The 23504-nt window shown below is 67.7% G+C and carries 25 protein-coding genes and 1 tRNA gene; 14 read left to right on the top strand and 12 right to left on the bottom strand.

Features of this window, described 5'->3' with window-relative positions; all coding sequences use genetic code 11:
* The 6 genes from EIK80_RS21475 to EIK80_RS21450 form a co-directional block, all read left to right on the top strand.
* Positions 1-754 (top strand): chemotaxis protein CheA (locus EIK80_RS21475; RefSeq protein WP_199743579.1); only part of this gene is annotated, 754 nt, incomplete at its 5' end.
* 14 nt (positions 755-768) lie between these two features.
* Positions 769-1221 carry a chemotaxis protein CheW gene (locus EIK80_RS21470; protein ID WP_125159053.1) on the top strand — a complete coding sequence of 151 codons (453 nt, stop codon included), beginning with the start codon at positions 769-771 and terminating at the stop codon, positions 1219-1221.
* 62 nt (positions 1222-1283) lie between these two features.
* Positions 1284-3098 carry a methyl-accepting chemotaxis protein gene (locus EIK80_RS21465; RefSeq protein ID WP_125159052.1) on the top strand — a complete coding sequence of 605 codons (1815 nt, stop codon included), beginning with the start codon at positions 1284-1286 and terminating at the stop codon, positions 3096-3098.
* Positions 3098-3586 (top strand): chemotaxis protein CheW, encoded by a 489-nt coding sequence (locus EIK80_RS21460; protein ID WP_199743578.1) that lies wholly within the window; start codon positions 3098-3100, stop codon positions 3584-3586. The genes EIK80_RS21465 and EIK80_RS21460 overlap by 1 nt, the downstream gene beginning before the upstream one ends.
* Before the next feature lie 73 nt (positions 3587-3659).
* Positions 3660-4517 (top strand): protein-glutamate O-methyltransferase CheR, encoded by an 858-nt coding sequence (locus EIK80_RS21455; protein ID WP_125159050.1) that lies wholly within the window; start codon positions 3660-3662, stop codon positions 4515-4517.
* Between the two features lie 5 nt (positions 4518-4522).
* Positions 4523-5623, top strand: a complete 1101-nt coding sequence (locus tag EIK80_RS21450) for a chemotaxis response regulator protein-glutamate methylesterase (RefSeq protein ID WP_125159049.1) — start codon at positions 4523-4525, stop codon at positions 5621-5623.
* 271 nt (positions 5624-5894) lie between these two features.
* Here the strand turns inward: EIK80_RS21450 and EIK80_RS21445 are convergent.
* Positions 5895-5970, bottom strand: a tRNA-Ala gene (locus EIK80_RS21445).
* A gap of 112 nt (positions 5971-6082) precedes the next feature.
* On the opposite strand from EIK80_RS21445, the gene EIK80_RS21440 reads away from it, so the two are divergent.
* The 3 genes from EIK80_RS21440 (at position 6083) to EIK80_RS21430 (ending at position 8628) form a co-directional block, all read left to right on the top strand.
* Positions 6083-6397: a YggT family protein gene (locus EIK80_RS21440; protein WP_125159048.1), complete on the top strand. Its 315-nt coding sequence runs from the start codon at positions 6083-6085 to the stop codon at positions 6395-6397.
* Positions 6390-6677 carry a DUF167 family protein gene (locus EIK80_RS21435; RefSeq protein ID WP_125159047.1) on the top strand — a complete coding sequence of 96 codons (288 nt, stop codon included), beginning with the start codon at positions 6390-6392 and terminating at the stop codon, positions 6675-6677. Before EIK80_RS21440 ends, EIK80_RS21435 begins: the two co-directional genes overlap by 8 nt.
* Positions 6678-6864: 187 nt before the next feature.
* Positions 6865-8628, top strand: coding sequence for an ATP-binding protein (locus EIK80_RS21430; RefSeq protein ID WP_125159046.1), 1764 nt, complete (start codon positions 6865-6867; stop codon positions 8626-8628).
* On the opposite strand, the gene EIK80_RS21425 is transcribed toward EIK80_RS21430, so the two are convergent.
* From EIK80_RS21425 to EIK80_RS21415, 3 genes are all read right to left on the bottom strand, one after another.
* Positions 8565-9017, bottom strand: coding sequence for a very short patch repair endonuclease (locus tag EIK80_RS21425; RefSeq protein ID WP_125159045.1), 453 nt, complete (start codon positions 9015-9017; stop codon positions 8565-8567). The genes EIK80_RS21430 and EIK80_RS21425 overlap by 64 nt on opposite strands.
* Before the next feature lie 19 nt (positions 9018-9036).
* Positions 9037-10023 (bottom strand): cysteine synthase A, encoded by a 987-nt coding sequence (gene cysK, locus EIK80_RS21420; RefSeq protein WP_125159044.1) that lies wholly within the window; start codon positions 10021-10023, stop codon positions 9037-9039.
* 72 nt (positions 10024-10095) lie between these two features.
* Positions 10096-11220 carry a DNA cytosine methyltransferase gene (locus tag EIK80_RS21415; protein WP_125159043.1) on the bottom strand — a complete coding sequence of 375 codons (1125 nt, stop codon included), beginning with the start codon at positions 11218-11220 and terminating at the stop codon, positions 10096-10098.
* Positions 11221-11267: 47 nt separating this feature from the next.
* Between EIK80_RS21415 and EIK80_RS21410 the strand changes: the two genes are divergently transcribed.
* Positions 11268-11702: a COG3650 family protein gene (locus tag EIK80_RS21410; protein ID WP_125159042.1), complete on the top strand. Its 435-nt coding sequence runs from the start codon at positions 11268-11270 to the stop codon at positions 11700-11702.
* A gap of 52 nt (positions 11703-11754) precedes the next feature.
* Here EIK80_RS21410 and EIK80_RS21405 read toward each other — a convergent pair whose 3' ends face one another.
* The 6 genes from EIK80_RS21405 to EIK80_RS21380 all read right to left on the bottom strand — a co-directional run bounded on the left by EIK80_RS21405 (position 11755) and on the right by EIK80_RS21380 (position 17739).
* Positions 11755-13032 carry a serine hydrolase gene (locus EIK80_RS21405; RefSeq protein WP_199743577.1) on the bottom strand — a complete coding sequence of 426 codons (1278 nt, stop codon included), beginning with the start codon at positions 13030-13032 and terminating at the stop codon, positions 11755-11757.
* Between the two features lie 108 nt (positions 13033-13140).
* On the bottom strand, positions 13141-14025 hold the full coding sequence (rfbA, locus tag EIK80_RS21400) for a glucose-1-phosphate thymidylyltransferase RfbA (RefSeq protein WP_125159041.1): 885 nt from the start codon (positions 14023-14025) through the stop codon (positions 13141-13143).
* A gap of 84 nt (positions 14026-14109) precedes the next feature.
* Positions 14110-15009, bottom strand: coding sequence for a dTDP-4-dehydrorhamnose reductase (gene rfbD, locus EIK80_RS21395; RefSeq protein WP_125159040.1), 900 nt, complete (start codon positions 15007-15009; stop codon positions 14110-14112).
* Positions 15009-16076 (bottom strand): dTDP-glucose 4,6-dehydratase, encoded by a 1068-nt coding sequence (rfbB, locus tag EIK80_RS21390; RefSeq protein ID WP_125159039.1) that lies wholly within the window; start codon positions 16074-16076, stop codon positions 15009-15011. The genes rfbD and rfbB overlap by 1 nt, the downstream gene beginning before the upstream one ends.
* Before the next feature lie 94 nt (positions 16077-16170).
* Positions 16171-17013, bottom strand: a complete 843-nt coding sequence (gene purU, locus EIK80_RS21385) for a formyltetrahydrofolate deformylase (protein WP_125159038.1) — start codon at positions 17011-17013, stop codon at positions 16171-16173.
* Between the two features lie 90 nt (positions 17014-17103).
* Entirely contained in the window at positions 17104-17739 is a 636-nt protein-coding gene (locus tag EIK80_RS21380) for a glutathione S-transferase family protein (RefSeq protein WP_125159037.1), read from the bottom strand.
* Positions 17740-17853: 114 nt separating this feature from the next.
* Here EIK80_RS21380 and argE point away from each other — a divergent pair, with 114 nt between their 5' ends.
* Positions 17854-19029 (top strand): acetylornithine deacetylase, encoded by a 1176-nt coding sequence (argE, locus tag EIK80_RS21375; RefSeq protein ID WP_125159036.1) that lies wholly within the window; start codon positions 17854-17856, stop codon positions 19027-19029.
* On the opposite strand, the gene EIK80_RS21370 is transcribed toward argE, so the two are convergent.
* Positions 19026-20048, bottom strand: a complete 1023-nt coding sequence (locus EIK80_RS21370; protein ID WP_125159035.1) for a glycosyltransferase family 2 protein — start codon at positions 20046-20048, stop codon at positions 19026-19028. The two genes, argE and EIK80_RS21370, sit on opposite strands and share 4 nt — an antisense overlap.
* A gap of 36 nt (positions 20049-20084) precedes the next feature.
* Between EIK80_RS21370 and rfbC the strand changes: the two genes are divergently transcribed.
* The 3 genes from rfbC (at position 20085) to EIK80_RS21355 (ending at position 22864) form a co-directional block, all read left to right on the top strand.
* Positions 20085-20648, top strand: coding sequence for a dTDP-4-dehydrorhamnose 3,5-epimerase (rfbC, locus tag EIK80_RS21365; protein WP_125159034.1), 564 nt, complete (start codon positions 20085-20087; stop codon positions 20646-20648).
* A 2-nt stretch (positions 20649-20650) separates the two neighbouring features.
* A complete protein-coding gene (locus EIK80_RS21360; protein WP_125159033.1) occupies positions 20651-21574 on the top strand; it encodes an alpha/beta fold hydrolase in 924 nt (307 codons plus the stop codon).
* An 87-nt stretch (positions 21575-21661) separates the two neighbouring features.
* Complete coding sequence (locus EIK80_RS21355; protein ID WP_125159032.1) at positions 21662-22864, top strand: threonine ammonia-lyase; 1203 nt, start codon at positions 21662-21664, stop codon at positions 22862-22864.
* A gap of 6 nt (positions 22865-22870) precedes the next feature.
* Here the strand turns inward: EIK80_RS21355 and EIK80_RS21350 are convergent, their stop codons facing one another.
* Positions 22871-23368: an FKBP-type peptidyl-prolyl cis-trans isomerase gene (locus tag EIK80_RS21350; protein ID WP_199743576.1), complete on the bottom strand. Its 498-nt coding sequence runs from the start codon at positions 23366-23368 to the stop codon at positions 22871-22873.
* Positions 23369-23504 lie beyond the last annotated feature (136 nt).

The raw sequence follows: 23504 nt of genomic DNA, 5'->3' as shown, positions 1-23504 counted from the left end.
CATGCTGGCCGCCCGCCAGTCCGGCGCCGAGGTGGTGATCACCATCACCGACGACGGCCGCGGCGTCGACCGCGCCCGCGTCCGCGCCAAGGCCGAGGAGAACGGCCTGATCCAGCCGGGTCAAACGCTGAGCGACAACGAACTGCTGCAACTGATCTTCGCCCCCGGCTTCTCGACCGCCGCGGCGATCACCAACCTGTCGGGCCGCGGCGTCGGCATGGACGTGGTCAAGAAGACCATCGAGGGCCTGCGCGGCTCGATCGAGATCGCCAGCACGCCCGGCGAGGGCTCGGTGGTGTCGCTGCGCATCCCGCTGACCCTGGCGATCATCGACGGCCTGCTGGTCCGCGTCGGCGCGGGCCGCTACGTGATCCCGCTGGCCACGGTCGAGGAATGCGTCGAGCTGACCCCGACCCAAGACCTGCGCTCCACGGGGCGCAGCCTGATCACGCTTCGCGACGAGCTGGTGCCGTTCATCCGCCTGCGCGAGCAGTTCGCGACCGGAACCCCGCCCGATCCGCACCAGAAGATCGTCGTCGTCGCCACCGGCCAGGAGCGGGTGGGCCTGGTGGTCGACCAGATCCTCGGCGACCACCAGACGGTCATCAAGCCGCTGTCCAGCTTCCACGCCGATGTCGGCGCCTTCTCGGGCGCGACCATCATGGGCGACGGCGGCGTCGCCCTCATCCTGGACATCGGCCACCTCGTGGCCTCCGGCCAACGCCCCGAGACGCAAATGCGGGCGGCGGGCTGATGGGAGAACCGACCATGATAGCGTCCGACGCGCCGATCGAGGCCCTGACCTTCGACCTGCAAGGCGAGACCTTCGCCCTCGAGGCGGGACTGGTGCAAGAGGTCCTGGACCTGCTGCCCGAGACGCCGGTTCCCGGCGCGCGCGCCTTCGTCGGCGCGGTGATCAACTTCCGGGGCCGGGTGATCCCACTCGTCGATCTACGCCTGGCGTTCGACATGAGCGCCGGGGCTCCCACGATCGACAGCCGTATCGTCGTCATCGAATACCCCCTCGACGGCGAACAAGCCCTGATCGGCCTGCGCGCAGACAAGGTTCACGAGGTGACAACCATCACCCGCGACACCACCGAACAGGCTCCGCGCGTCGGCATGAGCTGGCGGCCTGATTTCATTCGACTGCTGGCGCGGCGACACGGCGACCTCATCGTCATCCCCGATCTCGAGCAGATATTCGCGACCCAAGGCTAGTCCTCGGCGACCGTCACATCAGTTTCCTCGCTCCAATGCTGAGCCGAAGTGGGAGTTTCTCCATGCGTGTCACGATAAAGATGAAACTGGGCGCGACATTCGCCGTGCTCATCTTGATGATGTTAGTGGTCGTCACTGTCGGCATCAGCCGCATGGGTTCCTTGAACACGGCCATAAGCGACGTGATCAGCGGCCCCGCCAAGCGCCTTAGCCTAGTCCAAGCAATCGACGGGGAGATGGGGCGCAATCTTCGGTGGGAAAAGAACATGGCGCTGACCACCGACGAGGCCCTGACCAAGAAGTTCGACGCCGATGCGCTGGCCAGCCGCGCCAAGATCGAGGCGATGATCGCCGAGGGCAACGCCAAGGCCAGCGAGCAAGGCAAGCCGCTGTGGGCGCAGCTGCAACGACAGTGGGAGGCTTACAAGCCGATCAGCGATCAGCTCCGTCAGTTCGCTTTGGCCAACCGCAACGCCGAAGCGGCGGAGATTTCACTGGGCAAGGCGCGCCTCGCCGCCAATGAGGTGACGGCGACGATCAATCAGCTTGTCGAGGTGCAGACCGCCCAGATGAAGGCGGCCGATGAGTCCACGAACCAGGCGTACGCGACGGCCCGGACAACCCTGCTCGTGGTTGCTGGTCTGGCGGTGTTGATCGCTACGGCCGGTGCGATCTGGATCGCGATGATGATCAGCGCGGGCCTGAAGAAGATCGCCGCGGCCGTCGACGCGGTGGCGATCGGCGACCTGGAACAGGACGTCGTGGTGACGACCAACGATGAGATCAAGGACCTGGTCGATACGGTCAACCGGATGACGACGAACCTGCGGGCGACCGCGACCCTCGCCGACAAGGTCGCCGATGGCGATCTGACCGTTCAACCCAAGCCGCTGTCCGAGAAGGACACCCTGGGCCTGGCCCTGGAGCGCATGGTCGACCGCCTGCGCGGCGTGGTCGCCGACGCGCTCTCGGCCTCGGACAATGTCTCAAGCGGCAGCCAGGAGCTCTCGGCCGCTTCGGAGCAGGTGTCGCAGGGCGCGACCGAGCAGGCCTCTTCGGCCGAAGAGGCTTCGGCCTCGATGGAACAGATGGCCGCCAACATCAAGCAGAACGCCGACAACGCCGCCCAGACCGAGAAGATCGCCCGCCAGTCGGCCCAGGACGCGGAGGTCTCGGGCGACGCGGTCAACCGCGCCGTCGAGGCCATGCGCACCATCGCCGAGAAGATCAGCATCGTTCAGGAAATCGCCCGTCAGACCGACCTTCTGGCCCTGAACGCGGCGGTGGAAGCCGCCAGGGCCGGCGAGCACGGCCGCGGCTTCGCCGTCGTCGCCTCCGAAGTGCGCAAGCTGGCCGAGCGCTCGCAAGTCGCCGCCACCGAGATCGGCGCCGTGTCGTCCGACACGGTCAAGGCCGCCCAGTCGGCCGGCGAGATGCTGACCAGCCTGGTGCCGAACATCCGCAAGACCGCCGAACTGGTCTCGGAGATCAGCGCTGCCTGCCGCGAGCAGGATATCGGGGCCTCGCAGATCAACGAGGCGATCCAGCAACTGGACAAGGTCACCCAGCAGAACGCCTCGGCGTCCGAGCAGATGTCCGCCACCTCGGAAGAACTGGCCGCCCAGGCCGAGGAGCTGCAGACCTCGATCGCCTACTTCCGGATCGACAGCCGCGGCGTCGGCGTGTCGCCGTCCAAGCCTGTCTCCAAGCCGATTCAAGCCAAGCGCGCCGCTTCGCCCGCGCCGCGAAAGGCCCCGGCGGCGGCGCCCAAGCGTCAGGCCGTGGCGGCTCAACAAGCGCGCGCCTCGGGTTTCGCCCTCGACCTCACCCAGGGCGGGCCCGACGCGGCGGACGCTGATTTCCGCGAGTACGGCTGATGGGCAAGGCTTCCGACGGAGAATTCGTCACCCTGGGCCTCGGCGACGAGGTGTTCGCGGTCTCGGTCGCGCATGTGCGCGAGATCCTCGACTATCGGGCCCCTTTCGCCATCCCGGAGGGGCCTCCCTATCTGCTGGGCCTGACGGACGTGCGCGGGCGCGGGACGCCCACCATCGACCTGCGCCTGAAGCTGGGCCTGCCTCGGATCGAGACCACCCAGGCGACGCGCATCCTGGTGCTCGACGTGCCGCTGGACGACCGGGTCCTGTCGCTGGGCCTGGTCGCCGATCGGGTCATCGAGGTCGTCTCCTTCACGGCCGAACAGATCGAAACCTCGCCCGACATCGGCGTTCCCTGGCGCTCTGAATACATTCAGGGCGTCGTGCGTCGCGACAGCGCCACGGAGAAGGGGCGTTTCGTCGTGATCTTCGATCTCGCGCGCCTGCTGACCAGCCAGGACGCCGCCGCCTTCAGCCAAGCCGCCTGACCCAGCGCGAGGGGCGGTCCGGAAAGGACCGACCCTCGCCGCGCGGCGCGAAGCGCCGCAACCGGAGAAGCCCGTGTCTCTAGCCGTCGCCACGCAGGCCTCGCCTGCCGAAGAACAGCTGAGCGCCGAGAACTTTCAGCGCCTAGCCAAATTCATCCAGGACTACAGCGGCATCAAGATGCCGGCCCAAAAGCGCACCATGCTGGAGGGCCGTTTGCGCCGCCGCATGCGGACCATCCGGCTTGATGACGTCAACGCCTATTGCCACTACCTGTTCGAGGAAGACGGCATGGACAGCGAGGTCATCCATCTGATCGATGCGGTGACCACCAACAAGACCGAGTTCTTCCGCGAGCCGGCCCATTTCGACTTCATGGTCGCCAAGGCGCTGCCGGCCCTGGCCGCCAAGGGCAAGCGCGAGATCAAGATCTGGAGCGCGGCGTGCTCGACCGGCGCCGAGCCCTACACTATCGCCATGATCCTGGACGAGTTTTGCGCCAGCCAGCGCGGCGTCGACTATTCGATCCTGTGCACCGACATCTGCACCGAGGTGTTGAAGCAGGCGATCGCCGGGCGTTTCCCGGAGCAGATGATCGAGCCGGTTTCGATGCCGCGCCGCAAGCGGCACCTCATGCGCGCCAGGGAAGCCACGCGCAACGAGGTGCGGATCAAGCCACATCTGCGCGGCAAGCTGGCCTTCGCCCGCCTGAACCTGATGGACGAGGCCTATCCGGTCGAGACCGGCATGGACATCATCTTCTGCCGCAACATCCTGATCTATTTCGACAAACCGACCCAGGCCCAGGTGCTGACCCGGCTGTGCGGCCATCTCGCGCCCGGCGGCTATCTGTTCCTGGGCCATTCGGAGTCGATCGTCGGCATCGATCTGCCGATCGTCCAGATCGCTAACACCGTCTTTCAGAAGCGGTAGAAGCCATGCGCCCCTCCGACAAGATTCGCGTTCTGATCATCGATGACTCGGCCACCGTGCGGCAGACGCTCGCGGCGGTCCTGGAGTCTGATCCGCAGATCGAGGTGATCGGGGTCGCTTCGGATCCGTTCGTGGCCGCCAAGCGGATTTCCGAGGAAATCCCCGACGTCATCACGCTGGATGTCGAGATGCCGCGCATGGACGGCATCACCTTCCTGCGCAAGTTGATGGCGCAAAGGCCGATCCCGGTGGTCATGTGCTCGTCCCTGACGGAGGCTGGGTCGGAAACCCTGCTCCAGGCCCTGGAGGCTGGGGCGGTCGACATCATCCTGAAGCCGAAGGTCGGGGTGGCTGATCACCTGACGGAATCCAGGATCCGCATCTGCGACGCGGTGAAGGCCGCGGCCGGCGCCAGACTGAAGGGCTCCAAGCGCCTGATCCCGCAACTGCCGCGGCCCCTTCACGAACCCGAAAAGAAGCTGACCGCGGACGCCATGCTGCCGCCCCCCAAAGGGGTCCAGGCGATGGCGCGCACCACCGAGAGCGTCGTGTGCGTCGGTGCGTCGACGGGCGGCACCGAGGCCTTGCGGGTGCTTTTGGAGGCGCTGCCGCCGGACTCGCCGGGTATGGTCATCGTCCAGCACATGCCCGAAAAGTTCACCGCCTCGTTCGCCAGGCGGCTGGACAGCCTGTGCGCGGTCGAGGTCAAGGAGGCCGAGGACGGCGACACCGTGCGCCGGGGCCGGGTGCTGATCGCGCCCGGCAACAAGCACACCCTGCTGGAGCGCAGCGGCGCCCGCTACTATGTCTCGGTCAAGGACGGCCCGCTGGTCTCACGCCACCGCCCGTCGGTGGATGTGCTGTTCCGCTCGGGCGCGCGCTCGGCGGGTTCCAACGCCGTGGGCGTGATCATGACCGGCATGGGCGACGACGGCGCGCGCGGTCTGGAAGAGATGAAGCAGGCCGGCGCCTACACGATCGCCCAGGACGAGGCGACCTCGGTGGTGTTTGGCATGCCCAAGGAAGCCATCGCGCGCGGGTGCGTGGATCGGATCGCGCCGCTGCCAAGCCTGGCCCCGGAGGTCTTGCGGGCGGCTAACAGATAGAGAATCGGAAAGAAGACGATTCGTCCGATCTGAACGACGGATTCGGGCTCCGGTGAAATCGCCGCTCCCGATCGGAAGCGGCCTCGGCTTCGTTCCCCAATCTGGTCGAAACGCTGAGTCCCGCCGGCGAGGAGCAAAGGAGCGCGGTCATTGACTGACGAGGCCGCTCGCTTGGCCCGCGAAGTCCATGCTCAATGTGAGGAAAAACCTGGCGTGATCGACATTGCTTCGAGCTGAAGATCCTCGAAAACAATGCCTTAAACAGGGTCCTTGGTGGAGCCGAGGGGAATCGAACCCCTGACCTCCTCATTGCGAACGAGGCGCTCTACCATCTGAGCTACGGCCCCAAGGAGCGGCGGAAATACGGCCCCAGAGCGCGGACGTCAAGCGGGGTTCTCACCACGCCTTGCCAGCAACCTCCAGGCGCGGCAAGAAGTGTGGCGTCCAGACGGAAATCCCATGGCCCCGATCATCAATCTCGTCTTCTTCATCCTCAACGCCCTGCTCGATCTGCTGTGGTGGGCGATCGTCATCTCGGCGATCCTGAGCTGGCTGTTCGCTTTCGACGTGATCAATCGGCGCAACCAGTTCGTCTACAATATCGCGACCTTCCTGGACCGCGTCACGGACCCGATACTGGCGCCTTTCCGCCGAATCATCCCCGCGATCGGCGGCGTCGACATCAGCCCGATCATCGTTCTCCTGCTGCTTCGGGGCATTCAGATCTTCATCATGCCGGCCCTGCAGGGCGCGCTGCTGAACATCCTTGGCTAAGGAGATCCTGGCTGTCCGGCTGACCCCTCGCGGCGGCCGCGACGCCGTCGACGGCTGGTCGCTGGACGGCGACGGACGGCCCTATCTGAAGGTGCGCGTCTCCAGTCCGCCGGTCGACGGCGCGGCGAACGCCGCCTTGCTCGTGTTCCTGGCCAAGACGCTGAAGGTGCCTCGCTCGGCCGTCCGCCTGGCCGCCGGCGACACAGCGCGGGTCAAGCGGCTCGAAATCGAGGGAGTCACCATCCAAGACCTGGAGCGCGCGTTCGGACCCCGTCCCTAACCAAGCTGGATGCGAAAGAACTTGCCTTCGCCACACACGAAGGAACCACCTTGGCGCACGATCCTACCCAGAGAGGTCTTAAGCCAAACCATTGACGTGCCGAGATTTTTTTATTTTCCTTTAGACCTTCGCGCCTAATCTCGGTCGTGAAGGGGATCGGGGGATCCCTCGGGGGCGCCGGGCGACCATGTCGACGACAGACGCGCAAGGGGATGTGGCTCGCGCCGTCGCTTCGCGGCGTACGAACACTTGTCTGCGCCTGGGCGCCACCCTGGTCATCGCCGTTATACTCCAGGTCTATGTGCATCCGGTCTGGGGCTGGCCGTGGGCGCTGGCCTATACGCTCTGCCACCTGTTCGAGCTGTGGGCGCGAAGACCATTGGAGATCAATCCAGGCGCGCCCGTGGCGACCTGGCGGCGCCTGACGGCGTTCGTGGCCCCGACCATCACCTCGACGGCGTTCGGCGCCCTGTCGATCATGCTGTTCTCATCGCACATCCGCTTCGCCCCGACCCTGGGCGGCATGTTGCTGGCCGGGGCGCTGTTGAATGTCGTGGTGGTCAACGCCGGCGACCGTTCGGCCACCCTGATGGCCGCCGCGCCGCACGCTCTCTACCTGCTGATCGTCCCGTTCGTGGCCAAGGCGGCCAATCCAGGCGTAAATCTCGCAGACGCCCTCTGGTTCGGGGCGCTCCTGATGATTGTCTCGGTCACCGTGGCCAGCCGCACCCTGAGCGCGGCCCTGAAGGCCGAGGCCGACGCCAAGGCCGAAGCCGAGCGCCGCCGCCATGAGGCCGAGGAGGCCGTGGCCGCCAAGTCCGCCTTCGTCGCCATGATCAGCCATGAGCTGCGCACCCCGATCAGCGCCATCCTGGCCGGCGCCGCGCGCCTGCACAGCGAGGTTCCCGAAACCAGTTCCAAGGTCCACGCCCAGCTCATAACCGACGCGGGCGGACTGATGCGGACCCTGCTGAACGATCTGCTGGACTTCTCGCGCCTCGAAGCCGGTCGAATGTCGGTGGAAAGCAGCGCCTTCAACCTGCGCCAAGCCCTGTCCGACACCCTGCGCCTGTGGCGGCCCGAGGCGGCGCGAAAGGGGCTGCGCCTGCGGGTGGCCGGCGCGGCCAGCCTGCCGCGCTGGACCGCGGGCGACGCCATGCGGCTGAAGCAGGTGCTGAACAACCTGCTTAGCAACGCCATCAAGTTCACCGAGCGCGGCGACATCACGGTCGTATTCGACGCTCGGCCGGCTGGCGAACGGATCCTGCTCACCATCACCGTCGATGACACTGGTCCGGGGATTCCGGAGGCCGCCCTGCCGCGCCTGTTCACGCCCTTCGACCAGCTGAACGCCGCCGTGGTCCGCCAGCATGGCGGGTCGGGCCTGGGCCTGGCGATCAGCCGCGAGCTGGCTCGTCTGATGGGCGGCGACCTGACCGCCGCCAGAGCGCCCAGCGAGGGCGCGCGCTTCACCCTGACCGCGCTGCTGGACCCCGCCGAAGCGCCGCGCGCCGAAAAGGAAGGCCGCTCGGTCAACGGCCTGCGGGTGCTGGTGGTCGACGATCACGTGGTCAACCGCCGGGCCATCGAACTCGTCCTGGAGCCGCTCGGCGTCGACGCCACCTTGGCCGAGTCCGCGGAGCAGGCCCTTGATCTGCTGAGCGCGGAGGTCTTCGACGCGGTGCTGATGGACCTCTACATGCCAGGCATGGACGGCCGCGAGGCCACCCGGATCCTCAGGGCCGGCGACGGCCCCAACCGCGGCGTCCCGGTCATCGCCGTCACCGCCTCGGCGACGGCCAAGGACTGGGAAGCCTGCGCCGCCGCCGGCATGAACGCCCACGTCGCCAAACCGATCGACCCGGTCGAACTGTTCGGCGCCCTCGCTCAGGTCCTGGCAGGGACCGCCGCCCGATCCGAAGACGCCGACGTCGAGGCCAGCAGAGCCTGAAGCCTGGCGGTCAGCGCCGCCTCATCCTTGAAGTCGCACTCCCAGACCACCTCGGCGCGCCAGCCGGCGGCTTCCAGCGCCTGGATCGAGCGCTCGTCGCGGGCGACATTGCGGGCCACCTTGGCCAGCCAGTAGTCGCGATTGGCCTTCGGGACCCGCGAACCCCGCGCGCAGTCGTGTCCATGCCAGAAGCAGCCGTGGACGAAGAAGGCAAGCTTGCGCCCCGCCATCACCAGGTCCGGATTGCCCGGCAAGTCCTTGCGATGCAGGCGGTAACGCGCGCCCAGACCGGTGAGGATACGGCGCAGGGCCTTTTCCGGCGTGGTGTCCCTGCTCTTCACGCGCGCCATGACGGCCGAGCGCTTGGCCTTGTCGTAGACGTCGGTCAAGGCGCTCGGCTCGGCTGGCTCAGAGCCCCTCGAACAGGGCCGTGGACAGGTAGCGTTCGGCGAAACTGGGGATGATCGCCACGATCACCTTGCCAGCGTATTCGTCGCGCAAGGCCAGGTCGAAGGCCGCCGTCAGGGCCGCGCCCGAGCTGATGCCGACCGGCAGCCCCTCGGTGTTGGCCGCGCGGCGGGCCATGGCGAAGGCGTCGTCGTTGCTGACCTGGACGATGTCGTCGATCACGCCGCGATCCAGCACGCCGGGGACGAAGCCGGCGCCGATGCCCTGGATCTTGTGCGGGCCGGGCGCGCCGCCCGACAGTACGGCCGAGGCTTCCGGTTCGACGGCCACCATCTTCAGGCCGGGCTTGCGCGCCTTCAGCACCTGGCCGACGCCGGTGATGGTGCCGCCAGTGCCGACGCCCGAGACCACCGCGTCAACGGCGCCCTTGGTGTCGTTCCAGATTTCCTCGGCGGTCGAGACGCGGTGGACCAGCGGGTTGGCGCCGTTCTCGAACTGCTGGGGCATGACGGCCCCCGGCGTGGCCTCGATCAGCTCCTGGGCGCGAGCGACGGCGCCGCGCATCCCCTTCTCCGCCGGGGTCAGTTCCAGCTTGGCCCCCAGCAGCAGCAGCATCTTGCGGCGTTCGATCGACATGCTCTCGGGCATGACCAGGATCAGCTTGTAGCCCTTGGCGGCGGCCACGAAGGCCAGGGCGATGCCGGTGTTGCCCGAGGTCGGCTCGATGATGGTCGCGCCCGGCTTCAGAAGACCCTGGGCCTCCAGGGCCTCGATCATCGCGGCGCCGATGCGGTCCTTCACCGAGGCGATCGGATTGAAGAATTCCAGCTTGGCCAGGACCTCGCCCTTGGGCTTCAGCTCGGCCGACAGCCGCGGCAGGCGCACCAGCGGCGTATCGCCGATGGTGTCGATGATCGAGTCATAGACCTTGCCGCGACCAGCGCGCTTGAAACGCGCGGCGTCATAGAGGGAGGAAGCGTCGTCCATCTGAGAACCCAGAGCCTTAGGTTGCGGGAAGCGGGCCGCACCGTAGACCCCGAGGCGAGGGCTGTCAGCGGGTCATTCGGCGGCGAGGCTTGCAGTTTTACTATCGAGCAGCGGCTCCAACAGGGTTTCCGCCAGCCAGCGGACCACCGGAACCGCGACGCCGTCGCCGATCACCTGCAGACCCGCCGTCTGCGAACGCGGCAGGGCGTAGCTGTCCGGCAGGCCCATCAGGCGCGCGCCCTCGCGCGGACTGACCAGCCGCGAGCGGACTTCGCCGTTCTCGATGACCAGCAGGGTCTGGCGCGAGGAACCGCCGCGCGGGGTGCGCAGACAGCCCGCCAGGCCGTCGAATCGCACCTCGGCCCGCTGCTGGCCGCCGCGCATCCGGCGGAAGACCGCACCGACCGAACGGCCGCCGGCCTCGCGGCGTGTCTCGACCGCCTGGCGGTGGCTGTCGGCCATCAGGGCCAGCAGGGCCTGCGTGCGTTCGGGCGGATTCCAGGTCACGGCGGCGTCGGGCTCGAGCACCACGGCCAGATCGGCGTTGCGAGCCGGGGGCGACGGGACGCCCCACCAGATCCAGCGCGCTTGCAGGTCCTCGGGCAGCCGCGCCGCCGCCTCGCGCACGGCCCGGGTGTGGAAGGCGCTGGAGCCTTCCAGGTCACCCGTCGGCAGGCGGGTGGCGACCACGAAGACGCGAGGCCGCGACTGCGGAACAAAGGCGCCGGCGTCGATCTCCAGAGCTCCGAAACGATACCCCTCCTCGGACAGCACGCCGCACAGGGCGGTGAAGTCGTCGCCGTGGTGCGAGGTCAGCAGGCCCACGACGTTCTCGATGACGATCACCGGCGGGGCGCGGCCCTGCGCCGACAGCCCCTTCATCAGGGTCCAGAAGCCGAAGAAGGCCGAAGACTTGCCACCCGCCAGGCCCGCCCGCGCCCCGGCCAGACTGAAGTCCTGGCAGGGGCTGGAGGCCCAGGCCAGATCGGCGGTCGGCAGAGCTTCGGCGCTCAGAGCGAAGACGTCGCCCTCGTGGAAATGTCCCTCGGCGTCCGGGAAGTTGGCCCTGTAGGCCGCCGCCTTCACCGCGTCGAAGTCATTGGCGAAAGCGCATGCCCAGTCTTCGCCCAGGCCGAGGCGCGCCATGCCGCCGCCGGCGAAGAATTCAAGGAAGGAGGGACGAGCGTTCCGATTCATCGAAGCGGAGTCTAGCCTCACCAGGCCTCGCCGGGATAGCCAGAGACATGCGCACCGCCGTCCTGATCGCCGCCGCCCTCGTCCTCGCCGCCTGCGATGCGCCGCTGGGCTCGAACGAGAACGCGCCGCCGCCCGCCGACGCGCCAGTGATGATGGGCCCAGACTACGGCGGCGACTTCGACGCGGTCGGGACCGAGCCGTTCTGGAGCCTGAAGATCCGCGCCGCCAGCATGACCCTGGCCCGTCCGGACCACGCGGAGGTCGCCACCGCCAATCCCGGCGTGCGGGCCGATGGCGACCAGGGCGTCTGGGACGGCACGGTCGGCGAGCAGCGGCTGGTCCTGCGCCTGACGCCGGGCGACTGTTCGGACGGCATGTCCGACCGCCACTACGGCTATTCGGCCGAGGTCTGGATCGACGGCGAGACCTTGCGGGGCTGCGCCTCGAAGACACAGGACCTTGCGGCCCAGCCGCGACCTTAGTTTGACGCGCGACGTGCGTCGAAACCCGGCGGCCGCTTTCGGCTGTCGCGCTTCAGTCGCCCTTCGGCCCCAGATAGTTCGGACCGTAGACCGCCGCGCGGAAATCGCGGTGCAGGCTGGCGTCGAACGGGAAGGTCTGGACGAAGAACACAGCCGTCAGCCTGTTGGCCGGGTCGACCCAGAACAGCGTCGTCTCGCGGCCATCCCAGAAGAACTCGCCGACGGCGCCGCGATTTTCCTCAGCCGTCTTGGGTTGGCTCTTGCGGACCGCGAAGTCGAGGCCGAAGCCGACCGAGCCCTTGCTGGGCAGCCACCACGTCTCGGTGACGCGAGCGTCGAGATGGTCGGTCCCCATCAGGCGCACGGTCGAGGGCTTGAGGATCCGCACGCCGTCCAGCGTCCCGCCGCCCAGCAGCATGCGCGAGAAGCGGGCGTAGTCGTCGATCGGCGCGACCAGACCCGCCCCGCCCATGGTCAGGCGGCGGCCGGGGTCGAAGTTCAGCTTGCGGGTCTCGGCGTCGTCCTGGCGGGCCAGTTTGCCGTCCGCGCCCTTGTTGTAGGTGGCGGCCAGGCGCGCGAAGGCGGCCTCGGGCTGGGTCCAGCCGGTTTGCGTCATACCCAGGGGGTCAAGGATGTGCGCCTTCGCATAAGCCTCATAGGACTGGCCGCTCAGCACTTCGACCAGGCGCGCCTGAACGTCGACGGCGGCGCTGTAGCTCCACTGCTCGCCGGGTTGATAGAGCAGCGGCGCGGTCGCCAGGCGGCGGCTGAACTCGGCCAGGTCGTTCTTCAGGTTCAGCGGATCGACCGTCTGGAAGACCTTGTCTGCCGGCAGGCCGCGTCCGCCGTACGAGAAGCCGGCCGTGTGACGCATCACATCGCGGATCAGGATCGGACGGTTGGCCGGGACCACATGGCCCTGGGCGTCCATGACCTTCATGTCGGCGAATTCGGGCAGGTAGCGCGACAGCGGGTCATCGAGGCCGAACTTGCCCTGCTCCCAGAGCTGCATCAGCGCCACCCCGGTGATCGGCTTGGTCATCGAGAAGATCTGCACCAGGGTGTCGCGGCGCATCGGCTTGCCGGCCTCGCGGTCGGCCATGCCGGCGGCCCCGAAATAGCGCTCCTGGCCGTCCTGCCAGACCAGGGCCGAGACCCCGACGGCGCGGCCGCTGTCGACCATGGCCTTCAGGGCCGCGTCGATGCGGGCCTTGTCGATCTTGACCGGCGCTGCGGCTTCAGCGACCGCCGCCGGACGCGCCAGGGCGGGTGCGGCCGGAACGGCCAGCAGCATCGCCGCGACGGCGGCGAGGATCATCTTCTTGGACACGTGGCCTCCCGAACGCTTCTTATGACAACGTTGGCCATAAGGAGATCGGACTGTCGCCGACGTCGAGGCGCTTTTCCAGCGTGTCGTGGTCGTAGACGAGCCCGCTGATCAGGCCAGGTCGCGCTCCTGAGTGGCGACCAGCTTCAGATAGGCGCCATAGGGCGACTTGGCCAAGTCGTGCGCCAGGCCCATCAGCTGCTCCGTCGAGATCCAGCCGTTCTGAAACGCGACCTCCTCGACGCAGCCGATCTTCAGGCCCTGCCGGTGCTCCAGCGTCCGCACGAACTCGGAGGCCTCCAGCAGGCTGTCGTGGGTGCCGGTGTCCAGCCAGGCGAAGCCCCGGCCCATGCGCTCGACCGACAGGTCTCCAGCCTCGAGATAGAGGCGGTTGATGTCGGTGATCTCAAGCTCGCCACGCGCGCTGGGCTTGAGGTCCCGCGCGAAGTCGACGACGCGGTGGTCGTACATGTAGAGCCCGGTCACCGCCCAGTTGGAACGTGGCTTTTCCGGCTTCTCCTCGATGGAGACGGCCTTTCCCGAAGCGTCGAACTCGACGACGCCGTAGCGCTGCGGGTCGTTGACGAAATAGGCGAAGACGCTGGCTCCGGACTTCGAGCGCTCCTTGGCGCCCTGCAGGATGCGACCCAGGCCCGCGCCGTAGAACAGGTTGTCGCCCAGCACCAGGATGGACGGCTCTCCGCCGACGAAATCCGCGCCAATGCGATAGGCCTCGGCCAGGCCGTTCGGATTGGCCTGTTCCGCGTAGGTGATGTTGATCCCCCACTTGGCCCCGTCGCCCAGCAGCCCCTCGAACAGCGGCAGGTCGCGCGGCGTGGAGATGATCAGGACGTCGCGCACGCCGGCCATCATCAGCACCGAGAGCGGATAGTAGATCATGGGTTTGTCGAAGACCGGCAGCAACTGCTTGCTGATCGCCATGGTCACGGGATGGAGGCGCGTGCCCGATCCACCCGCGAGGATGATGCCCTTCATTACGTCTTCTTCTTCAGTCTTGACGGCCGAAACCTAGAGCGGAATTCACGACGGCGTGAGCCCTTAGTTTCAGGGGTTGCGTCTTCAACGCGATGATTTCGAAGAAATTTTGACCGTGGCGGCTCGAATATGCCCCTTGGCCGCGAGGTAGCGGTCGAGAGCGTCCGCCCAGTCCGGCATCGGACGACCGATCGCGGCGACCAGTTTGGCGTTCGACAGCGCGCTGTAGGGCGGTCGGCGAGCGGGGGTCGGGAACTGGCTCGTTGGGATCGGCGCGACCTCGGCGGCGACACCGGCCCTGGCGATGATCGCGTCCGCGAAGGCGCACCACGATGCGGCCCCCGAATTGACCACGTGATAATCGCCCGCCAGGGCCTTGGCCGCGACCAGATCGAGGATGGCCTCGCCGGCGTCGAGGCTGGCGGTGGGCGACATCACCTGGTCGGCGACCACCGTCAGGCGGCCCTTTTCCTTGGCCAGGCGCAACATGGTCTCGACGAAGTTGCCGCCCTTGCCGCTGGCGCCGGCCACGCCGAACAGCGAGGCGACGCGGGCGACGATGACGTCGTCGTGCTCCAGCCTGGCTAGGTCCTCGCCCAGGGCCTTGGTCGCGCCATACACGTTGACCGGCGCCCGGCCGACGTCTTCCGACAGGGGCTCGCGTTGGGCCTGACCGCCGTAGACATAGTCGGTCGAGACCTGCACCAGTCGCGCGCCCCTGACGGCGCAGGCCCTGGCCAGGCGGCCGGCGAAGTGGGCGTTGACCGCCACGGCCGGACCCGGATCCTTCTCGCAGTCGTCGACGCGGGTGACCGCCACGCAGTTGATGGCGATGTCGAAGTCGAGGCCGTCGAAGCCGGCCGCCGGATCGGCCGCGTCGACCTGGGCGCGGGTCACGGCCACTAGGTCGAGACCACGCCGACCGGCCAGCGTGACGAGGTCCGACCCCAGCTGGCCGTTAGCGCCGAAGAGGGCGATACGCATCAGGCGGTCTTCAGTCCCAGGCGCTCGCCGGCATAGCGCTCGCGCAACGGGGCCCACCAAGCCTCGTTGTCGAGGTACCACTGGACGGTCTTGCGCAGACCGGTCTCGAAGGTCTCCCGCGCCGTCCAGCCCAGTTCGGTTTCCAGTTTGGTGGCGTCGATGGCGTAGCGGGCGTCGTGGCCCGGACGGTCGGCGACGAAGGTGATCAGGTCGCGGCGGCGCTGGCCGGCGATCGGACGCAGCTCGTCCAGCACGTCGCAGATCGCCTCAACCACCTGCAGATTGGTCCGCTCGTTGCGGCCGCCGACATTGTAGCTCTCACCTGGGACGCCCCGCGTGGCGATCAGGTGCAGGGCGCGGGCGTGGTCCTCGACGTGCAGCCAGTCGCGGACATTGTCGCCCTTGCCGTAGACCGGCAGCGGCTTGCCTTCCAGGGCGTTCAGCGTGACCAGCGGGATCAGCTTCTCGGGGAAATGATAGGGCCCGTAGTTGTTCGAGCAGTTCGAGACCACCACCGGCAGGCCGTAGGTGTGATGCCAGGCGCGGGCCAGGTGATCGGACGAGGCCTTGGAGGCCGAATAGGGCGAGCGCGGATCGTAGGGCGTGGTCTCGCTGAACAGGCCCTCGGCGCCAAGACTGCCGAACACTTCGTCGGTCGAGATGTGATGGAAGCGGAAGGCGGCGCCCTCGTCGCCTTCCAGGCCTCGCCAGTGCTCGAGCGCCGCCTGCAGCATCACATAGGTGCCGACGATGTTGGTCTGGACGAAGTCGCCGGGGCCGGTGATCGAGCGGTCGACATGGCTCTCGGCGGCCAGGTGCATGACGACGTTGGGTCGGAAGGCCTTGATCGTCGCCGAGACGGTCGCCGCGTCGGCGACGTCGCCCTGCACGAACTGGTAGTCGGCCTTGCCCTCCAGCATGGCCAGGCTGGCCGGCGAGGCCGCGTAGGTCAGCTTGTCGTAGTTGAGAATCGCGACGTCGTTCTGGCCGGCCAGATGACGGCATACGGCCGAGCCGATGAAGCCCGACCCGCCGGTCACCATCACGCGAAGATTTTGCTGCGACATGCGCTGGAAAGCTCAAGCCCTAGACGAGCACGCCCCGTACTCCAGTTTTTAGTGTACGCGCAACAGTCCGTGCCCGAACGCTGGGGCTCGGCCCCTAGTCGGTGAACACCACCGTCTTGCGGCCGTTCAGCAAAACCCGGTCTTCCAGGCGATAGCGCAGGGCGCGCGCCAGCACCCGACGCTCGATGTCGCGGCCCTTGCGGACCAGGTCCTCGGGCGTATCGCGGTGACTGATGCGCTCGACGTCCTGCTCGATGATCGGGCCTTCGTCGAGGTCGCCCGTCACGTAGTGAGCCGAGGCGCCGATCAGCTTCACGCCGCGCGCATGGGCCTGGTGATAGGGCTTGGCGCCCTTGAAGCCCGGCAGGAACGAGTGGTGGATATTGATGCAGCGGCCCTGCAGCTTGGCCGACAGGCCATCGGACAGCACCTGCATGTAGCGGGCGAGCACGACGATGTCGGTCCTGGTGTCCTGAATCAGCTTCCAGAGTTCGGCTTCCTGCTCGAACTTGGTTTCCTTGGTCACCGGCAGGTGGTGGAAGGGCAGGCCCGAGAGATCGATATGCTCGTAGGTCTCGGCGGGGTGGTTGGAAACCACGCCAGCGATGTCCATCGGCAGCTCGCCGATCCGCCAGCGATAGACGAGGTCGGCCAGGCAGTGGTCGAACTTGCTGGCCAGCAGCAGCACGCGATAGCGCTCGGCGCGGTCGCGCAGGGTCCACTTCATCTTGAAGGCTTCGCCCACGGTCCCGAACTCGGCGCGCAACGCCGCTCGGTCAGCGCCATCGGCGTCGAACACCACGCGCATGAAGAATTGACCGGTCTCCTGGTCGTCGAACTGCTGGGCGTCGAGGATGTTGCAGCCACGCTCGAACAGAAAGGCGGACACCTTGGCGACGATGCCGCGCTGGTCGGGACAGGAGAGGGTCAGGATCATGATCCGCTCCCTCTAGAGAACCCCATCGCCGAAGAAAAGCGGCTGAACGCCTGAGGCGGGGCCGATTTTCCTGGCGCGGCGGACGTTTTCCTAAACCTGGGGCACGGCCATGCCGCGCTGGACGGCCGGTCGGTCGCCCACCGCCTGCAGCCAGGCCTCGACGGCGGGGACGCCCGGTTCGCGGTCGGGCTCGGCCTTGGCCAGGGCGGCGAGAATGGCCTTGGTCCAGGCATAGCTGGCGATGTCGGCGATGGAGAAGTGCTCGCCGGCCAGCCAGGGATGGTCGTTCAACCGCCGATCCATCACGCCCAGAAGGCGCGTGACCTCATCGCCGAACCGGTTGATGGCGGCCGGGATCTTCTCGTCGGCGCGGAGGGCGAAATAGTTGTACTGGCCGGCCATGGGCCCCAGGCCGCCGACCTGCCAGAAGGTCCATTCCAGCGCCGCCCAGCGCTCCGGCCCGCTGGGCGCCAGCAGCTTGCCGGTCTTCTCGGCCAGATAGACGAGGATCGCGCCGCTCTCGAACACGGTCTGCGGGCCACCACTCGCGTCGTGGTCGACGATGGCCGGGATCTTGTTGTTGGGCGAGATGGCCAGAAATTTCGGGTCGAACTGCTCGTCCTTGCCGATGTTCACCGGGTGGACCCTGTAGGGCAGGCCCACCTCCTCCAGCATGATCGAGGCCTTGCGGCCGTTGGGCGTGGTCCAGGTGTAGAGGTCGATCACGGGGCGTCTCCCAGGAAAACTCTGGCTGCCTACATGGAGGTCAACACCGCGCAGTCTAGCGATCTCGCCGCGCGCGGGTAGGCGTCGGCGAACGAACGGGTCTAGGCTCGGCGCATGGTTTCCTCATCCGAAGTCCTGTCCGCCCGCGCCGTCGACATCCTGAAGACGCTGGTGGCGTTCGACACCACATCGCGCCGCTCGAACCTGGAGCTGATCCAGTGGGTCGAGGCCTATCTGGCTCATCTGGACGTGCCGAGCCGCCGGGTGCCGAACGCGGACGGGACCAAGTCCAATCTGCTGGCGAGCATCGGGCCAGCGGTCGAGGGCGGGGTTGTGCTGTCGGGCCATACCGACGTCGTGCCGGTCGACGGCCAGCCGTGGTCCAGCGATCCGTGGGTGCTGACCGAGCGCGACGGACGGCTCTACGGACGCGGGACCTGCGACATGAAGGGGTTCCTGGCCCTGGCCCTGGCCGCCGCGCCCGACCTGGCCCAGGCGACGCTGAAGAAGCCCGTTCACCTGGCCTTCTCCTATGACGAGGAAGTCGGATGCCTGGGCGCGCCGGACATGATCGAGGTCATCGCCAACGACCTGCCTCGCCCGGCCCTCGTCGTGGTCGGCGAGCCCACCGACATGGTCGCCGTCCGCGCCCACAAGGGCATCGCCAGCTTCATCGTCACGGTGACGGGCCGCGAGGCCCATTCCAGCCTCACCCACCTGGGCGTCTCGGCCAACATGGCGGCGATCAAGCTGATGGCGATGCTGGTCGAGCTTTCCGAAAGGCTGGAGCGCGAGGCCGATCCGAACTCGCTGTTCATCCCGAAGGGCGCGACCCTGACCGTCGGCCAGGTCAATGGCGGCACCGCCGTCAACATCTTGGCGCGCGAATGCGTGTTCGTCTTCGACCTGCGCACCCCGGCCAATCTGGAACCCATGGCGATCCTCGCCGACTTCTTCGCGGCGGTCGAGCGCATGGACGCCGAGATCAAGGCCAAGGCGCCCGAGGGCGGCGTCAAGGTCGAGCGCCGATCGCTGACCCCGGCCTTCGCGCCGGAAGAGAACGGCGTCGCCGAGGCCTTCGCTCGCAAGCTGGCCGGCGACAACGGCCCGGCTCGGGTCGTGCCCTACGCCGCCGAGGCCGGGCAGTTCCAGGGCGCGGGCTTCTCCACCGTGATCTGCGGCCCCGGTTCGATCGACCAGGCCCACCAGCCCGACGAATATGTCGAGATCAGCCAGATGCAGCGCGGCGCGGCCTTCATGCGCCGGCTGATCGAGGACCTCTCGACCTAACCGCGCCACTTCCTGATCACGAATCGCCGGCCGATGAACGCGGCCGGGTCGATCGACATCACCCTCAGGATCGCGCCCGGCGAAGCCTTGCGCTTGGCCTGGATAGCGCGGCGGTCCGCCAAGACCTGATCCAGGTCCTCGCGTTTCAGCGCCGCCTTGATGCCCCGGATGGCCGGCGCCACGTCGCCGCGCCGCCAGTGCAGCAGAAGCAGGCCCGCCGTCACCGCCACATGCAGGGGCAGGGTGACCGGGAACAGCCAGCCAGGCGTGTTCTTGACGAAGGTCCAGATGCGGTTGCGCGACCCGTGGAAGATCGAGAAGTCCGACCGCACGCCCGTGCTGGCCGAACCGACGTGGGCGACCTTGGCCTTGGGCAGCAGCAGGGTCGGGTAGTCGTAGAGGCGCAGGCGGTAGCCCAGGTCGACGTCCTCGCAGTAGCAGAAGTAGCGCTCGTCGAAGCCGCCGACCGCGAGAAACAGCTCTCGGTCAATCAGCATGGCCGCGCCGCAGGCCGAGAACACCTCGCCCTCCGGCAAGACCGCGGGTTCGCGCCGCCGATACCCGCCTCGGAACGGTATGCCGGCGCTGGTGACATTGTCGCCGGCCCCGTCCAGCAGACCCGGCTCGTCGGCCGACAGCTGCAGCGAGGCGAAACTCTTCACGGTCGGATAGCGGTCGACGCCGGCCATCAGCTCGGCCAGCCACTCGGGATCGGCGTAGGCGTCGGGATTGAGCAGGACTAGCCAGCGACCCTCGGCGCGCCGGGCCGCGAAGTTGTTGCCCGCCGCGAAACCCAGATTGGCGCCGGCCTCGACGAAATCGACCCACGGATGGGCCTTGGCCGCCGCCTGGGGCGCGCCGTCGGTCGAGGCGTTGTCGATCAGGATCGTCTCGAAGTCGCGGAAGGTTTGAGCCGCCAGCCTGTCCAGGCACGGCTCCAGGGTCGGTCCGCTCTGGTAGGAGACGATGATCACGCTAACGAGCGGGCCGGTCTTGTTTTCCATCGTCTCAGGCGGCATCGGTGGCCGGTTCGTTTCTCAAGGCAAATACGCGTCATGAAGATCACGCCGCTGGCGATCCCCGAAGTGCTGCTTATCACGCCCGCGCGCCATGGCGATGAGCGGGGCTGGTTTTCCGAGACCTTCCGCCAGTCGGCGCTTGAGGAGGCCGGTTTCAAGGCCGCGTTCGTCCAGGACAATCATGTCCGCTCCACGACGCGCGGCATCCAGCGCGGCCTGCACTACCAGAAGCCGCCGCACGCCCAGGACAAGCTGCTGCGCTGCGTGGTCGGGTCGATCTTCGACGTCGCGGTCGACATCCGGAAGGGCTCGTCGACCTATGGCCGGTGGGTCGGGGCCGAGCTGTCGGCCGAGAACCGTCAGCAGCTGCTGGTCCCCAAGGGCTTCGCCCACGGCTACGTCACCCTGACCGACGCCTGCGAAGTGCTCTACAAGGTGACCGGCTACTATGCCCCCGCCGCCGAGGGCGCGGTGCGCTGGAGCGACCCGGGCATCGGCATCGACTGGCCTATCCCCGCAATTGAGATCACCGCCAACGATCGCGACAACGCCGCGCCGCTGCTGAGCGAGATCGATTCGCCGTTTACCTACGAGGCCTGACCATGAGCTTCACCGACTTCTTCTGGACCTCGCACGAAGGCCTGCCACTGCACGCCCGTGACTACGCCCCAATGGGCGTTTCTGGCGGCGAGACCCAGAAGCTGCCGGTGATCTGCATCCATGGCCTGACCCGCAACGCCCGCGACTTCGAGAACCTGGCCCCGCGCATCGCCGCCACGGGCCGCCGCGTGCTGGCGGTCGACGTGCGCGGTCGGGGCCTGTCGGCGCGCGATCCGAACCCGATGAACTACCATCCGGGAACCTACGCCGCCGACATCGTCTCGCTGCTCCAGGCGGCCGGGATCGACAAGGCGGTGTTCATCGGCACCAGCATGGGCGGGCTGATCACCATGGTGCTGACCTCGCTGAAGCCCGAGGCGATCGCCACCGCCGTGCTGAACGATGTCGGCCCCGAGCTGTCGCCTGTCGGCCTGGCCCGCATCGCCGGCTATACCGGCATGGCCAGCCGGTTCGAGACCTGGGACGACGCCGTGGCCTACGCCAAGGCGATCAATGAGGCCGCCTTCCCCGCCTATTCGGCCGAAGAGTGGGACGCCTTCGCGCGCCGCCTGTTCGATGAAAAGGACGGCGGCTTCGTTCTGGCCTATGACCCGGACATCTCGGCCCCGATCAAGGCCGCCGCCGAAGCGGCCGCGAAGTCACAGGCCGAAGGCGGCCCAAAGGGAGGGCAGGCCCTGGCTCCGCCGGACATGTACCCGCTGTTCCGGGCCTTGGCGAAGGACCGGCCGCTGCTGCTGGTGCGCGGCGGCATCTCGGACCTGATCGACCCCGCCATCGCCGAGCGCATGCGCGCCGCCGCGCCGCACATGGCCTATGCCGAGGTCCCCGGCGTGGGCCACGCGCCGATGCTGACTGAACCAGAAGCTTGGGCGGCGATAGAAAACCTCCTGCGCGAAGCGCCCTGAGGGGCATGGCCAAGGGGTGTTTTGCCGGCTCGACCGTGTTAGACGCCCGCCACGGCCCGTTCCTCGCCGCGACAGAGTGCTGACCCGATGACCCTCGACCTCGCCTCCATCCAAGCCGCCGCCGGCCGCCTGAAGGGTCAGATCGAGCGCACCCCGTGCCGCCACTCCAAGACACTGTCGAAGATCACCGGCGCCGAGGTGTGGGTGAAGTTCGAGAACCTGCAGTTCACCGCCGCCTACAAGGAGCGCGGCGCGCTGAACAAGCTGATGCTGCTGTCGGACGCCGAGAAGGCCAAGGGCGTCATCGCCGCCAGCGCCGGCAACCACGCCCAGGGTCTTGCCTATCACGGCGCTCGCCTCGGCGTGCCCGTCACCATCGTCATGCCCCGCACCACGCCGTTCGTGAAGGTGCAGCACACCCGCGATTTCGGCGCGACCGTGATCATCGAAGGCGAGACCTATGACGACGCCAACGCCCACGCCCGCAAGCTGCGCGACGAGCAGGGCCTGACCTTCGTCCACCCGTTCGACGACTACGACATCATGGCCGGCCAGGGCACGATCGCCCTGGAGATGCTGGAAGACGCGCCGGACCTGGAAGTTCTACCGGTGCCGATCGGCGGCGGCGGCCTGATCAGCGGCGTGGCCACGGCGGCCAAGGCGCTGAAGTCCGACATCCACATCATCGGCTGCGAGCCGGCCATGTACCCGTCCTTCACCGCCAAGATGCGCGGCATCACCGCCCATTGCGGCGGCCAGACCATCGCCGAGGGCGTGGCGGTCAAGACGGTCGGCGACCTGACCTATGGCGTCGCCCGCCCGCTGATCGACGACGTGCTGCTGCTGGAAGAGCCGTACATCGAGCAGGCCGTGGCGCTCTACTGCAATGTCGAGAAGACCATCGCCGAGGGCGCCGGCGCGGCGTCGCTCGCGGCCCTGCTGGCCTATCCGGAACGCTTCCGGGGCAAGAAGTGCGGCCTGATCCTGTGCGGCGGCAATATCGACACCCGCCTGCTGGCCTCGGTCCTGACCCGCGAACTCGTCCGCGCCCAGCGCCTGATCAGCCTGCGGATCATCGGCGACGATCGTCCCGGCCTGCTGTCGACGGTGGCCAGCGTGATCGGCGCGATGGGCGCCAATATCATCGAGGTCAACCACAACCGCCTGGCCCTGGACGTCCCTGCCAAGGGCGCGGAATTCGACATCACCATCGAGACCCGCGACGCCCAGCACACCCAGGACGTCATGAACGCCCTGCGCGAGAAGGGCTATCCGCCGCGGGCCGTCTAAGGCGGCCTATTCCTTCGGCTTGCCCGGGCCCAGACGGTTCACGTCCAGCAGCTCGATCTTGAAGATCATCACGCTGTTGGCCGGGATCGGACCCTTGTCCTGCGCGCCATAGCCGAGGGCCGGCGGCACATAGAGGATCCACTCGTCGCCGGCCTTCATGCGCTGCAGGGCGATGACCCAGGCCGGGACCAGGCCGTCCAGCGGGAACACCGCCGGCACGCCGCGCTCGTAGCTGGAGTCGAACACCGTGCCGTCCAGCAGCTTGCCCTCGTAGTGGACCTTGACCTCGTCGGCCTGGGTCGGGTGCAGGCCGCCCTGAGGCCCCTCGCGCACCACCTTGTACTGCAGGCCTTGCGGCAGGGTGACGACCCCGGGCTCCTTGGCGTTCTTGGCCATGAATTCGTCGGCGATGGAGAGGTTTTCCTGCGCCTTCTTGCTGGGCCCGCAGGCGGCCAGGGCCAAGCCGGCGGCGGCGAGGGTGACGAGAAGAGCGCGACGATGCATGACAGACCTCAAACGTTCAGGCCGTCCAGCTAGCACGGACCGCCCGCGATTCCATCTCCGTGCAAGCATTGACCCGCGCGGAAGGCGATTTCACGGAACAGTGGTGGCTTTCGCTGGCCAGCCCTCTTAGAAACGG

Source organism: Caulobacter sp. 602-1 (assembly GCF_003931565.1).
Lineage (GTDB): Bacteria > Pseudomonadota > Alphaproteobacteria > Caulobacterales > Caulobacteraceae > Caulobacter.
Note: the sequence above shows the minus strand (reverse complement) of the source record. Positions and strands in the feature narration are given on the sequence as shown.

Coding starts and splice junctions, on each gene's coding strand:
- argE (WP_125159036.1), top strand. CDS start 17,854: ATGGTTTCCTCATCCGAAGTCCTGTCCGCCCGCGCCGTCGACATCCTG.
- EIK80_RS21440 (WP_125159048.1), top strand. CDS start 6,083: ATGGCCCCGATCATCAATCTCGTCTTCTTCATCCTCAACGCCCTGCTC.
- cysK (WP_125159044.1), bottom strand. CDS start 10,023: ATGGACGACGCTTCCTCCCTCTATGACGCCGCGCGTTTCAAGCGCGCT.
- EIK80_RS21370 (WP_125159035.1), bottom strand. CDS start 20,048: ATGCCGCCTGAGACGATGGAAAACAAGACCGGCCCGCTCGTTAGCGTG.
- EIK80_RS21470 (WP_125159053.1), top strand. CDS start 769: ATGATAGCGTCCGACGCGCCGATCGAGGCCCTGACCTTCGACCTGCAA.
- rfbD (WP_125159040.1), bottom strand. CDS start 15,009: ATGCGTATCGCCCTCTTCGGCGCTAACGGCCAGCTGGGGTCGGACCTC.
- EIK80_RS21460 (WP_199743578.1), top strand. CDS start 3,098: ATGGGCAAGGCTTCCGACGGAGAATTCGTCACCCTGGGCCTCGGCGAC.
- rfbB (WP_125159039.1), bottom strand. CDS start 16,076: ATGTCGCAGCAAAATCTTCGCGTGATGGTGACCGGCGGGTCGGGCTTC.
- rfbC (WP_125159034.1), top strand. CDS start 20,085: ATGAAGATCACGCCGCTGGCGATCCCCGAAGTGCTGCTTATCACGCCC.
- EIK80_RS21410 (WP_125159042.1), top strand. CDS start 11,268: ATGCGCACCGCCGTCCTGATCGCCGCCGCCCTCGTCCTCGCCGCCTGC.
- EIK80_RS21360 (WP_125159033.1), top strand. CDS start 20,651: ATGAGCTTCACCGACTTCTTCTGGACCTCGCACGAAGGCCTGCCACTG.
- rfbA (WP_125159041.1), bottom strand. CDS start 14,025: ATGAAGGGCATCATCCTCGCGGGTGGATCGGGCACGCGCCTCCATCCC.
- EIK80_RS21415 (WP_125159043.1), bottom strand. CDS start 11,220: ATGAATCGGAACGCTCGTCCCTCCTTCCTTGAATTCTTCGCCGGCGGC.
- EIK80_RS21430 (WP_125159046.1), top strand. CDS start 6,865: ATGTCGACGACAGACGCGCAAGGGGATGTGGCTCGCGCCGTCGCTTCG.
- EIK80_RS21465 (WP_125159052.1), top strand. CDS start 1,284: ATGCGTGTCACGATAAAGATGAAACTGGGCGCGACATTCGCCGTGCTC.
- purU (WP_125159038.1), bottom strand. CDS start 17,013: ATGATCCTGACCCTCTCCTGTCCCGACCAGCGCGGCATCGTCGCCAAG.
- EIK80_RS21450 (WP_125159049.1), top strand. CDS start 4,523: ATGCGCCCCTCCGACAAGATTCGCGTTCTGATCATCGATGACTCGGCC.
- EIK80_RS21355 (WP_125159032.1), top strand. CDS start 21,662: ATGACCCTCGACCTCGCCTCCATCCAAGCCGCCGCCGGCCGCCTGAAG.
- EIK80_RS21350 (WP_199743576.1), bottom strand. CDS start 23,368: ATGCATCGTCGCGCTCTTCTCGTCACCCTCGCCGCCGCCGGCTTGGCC.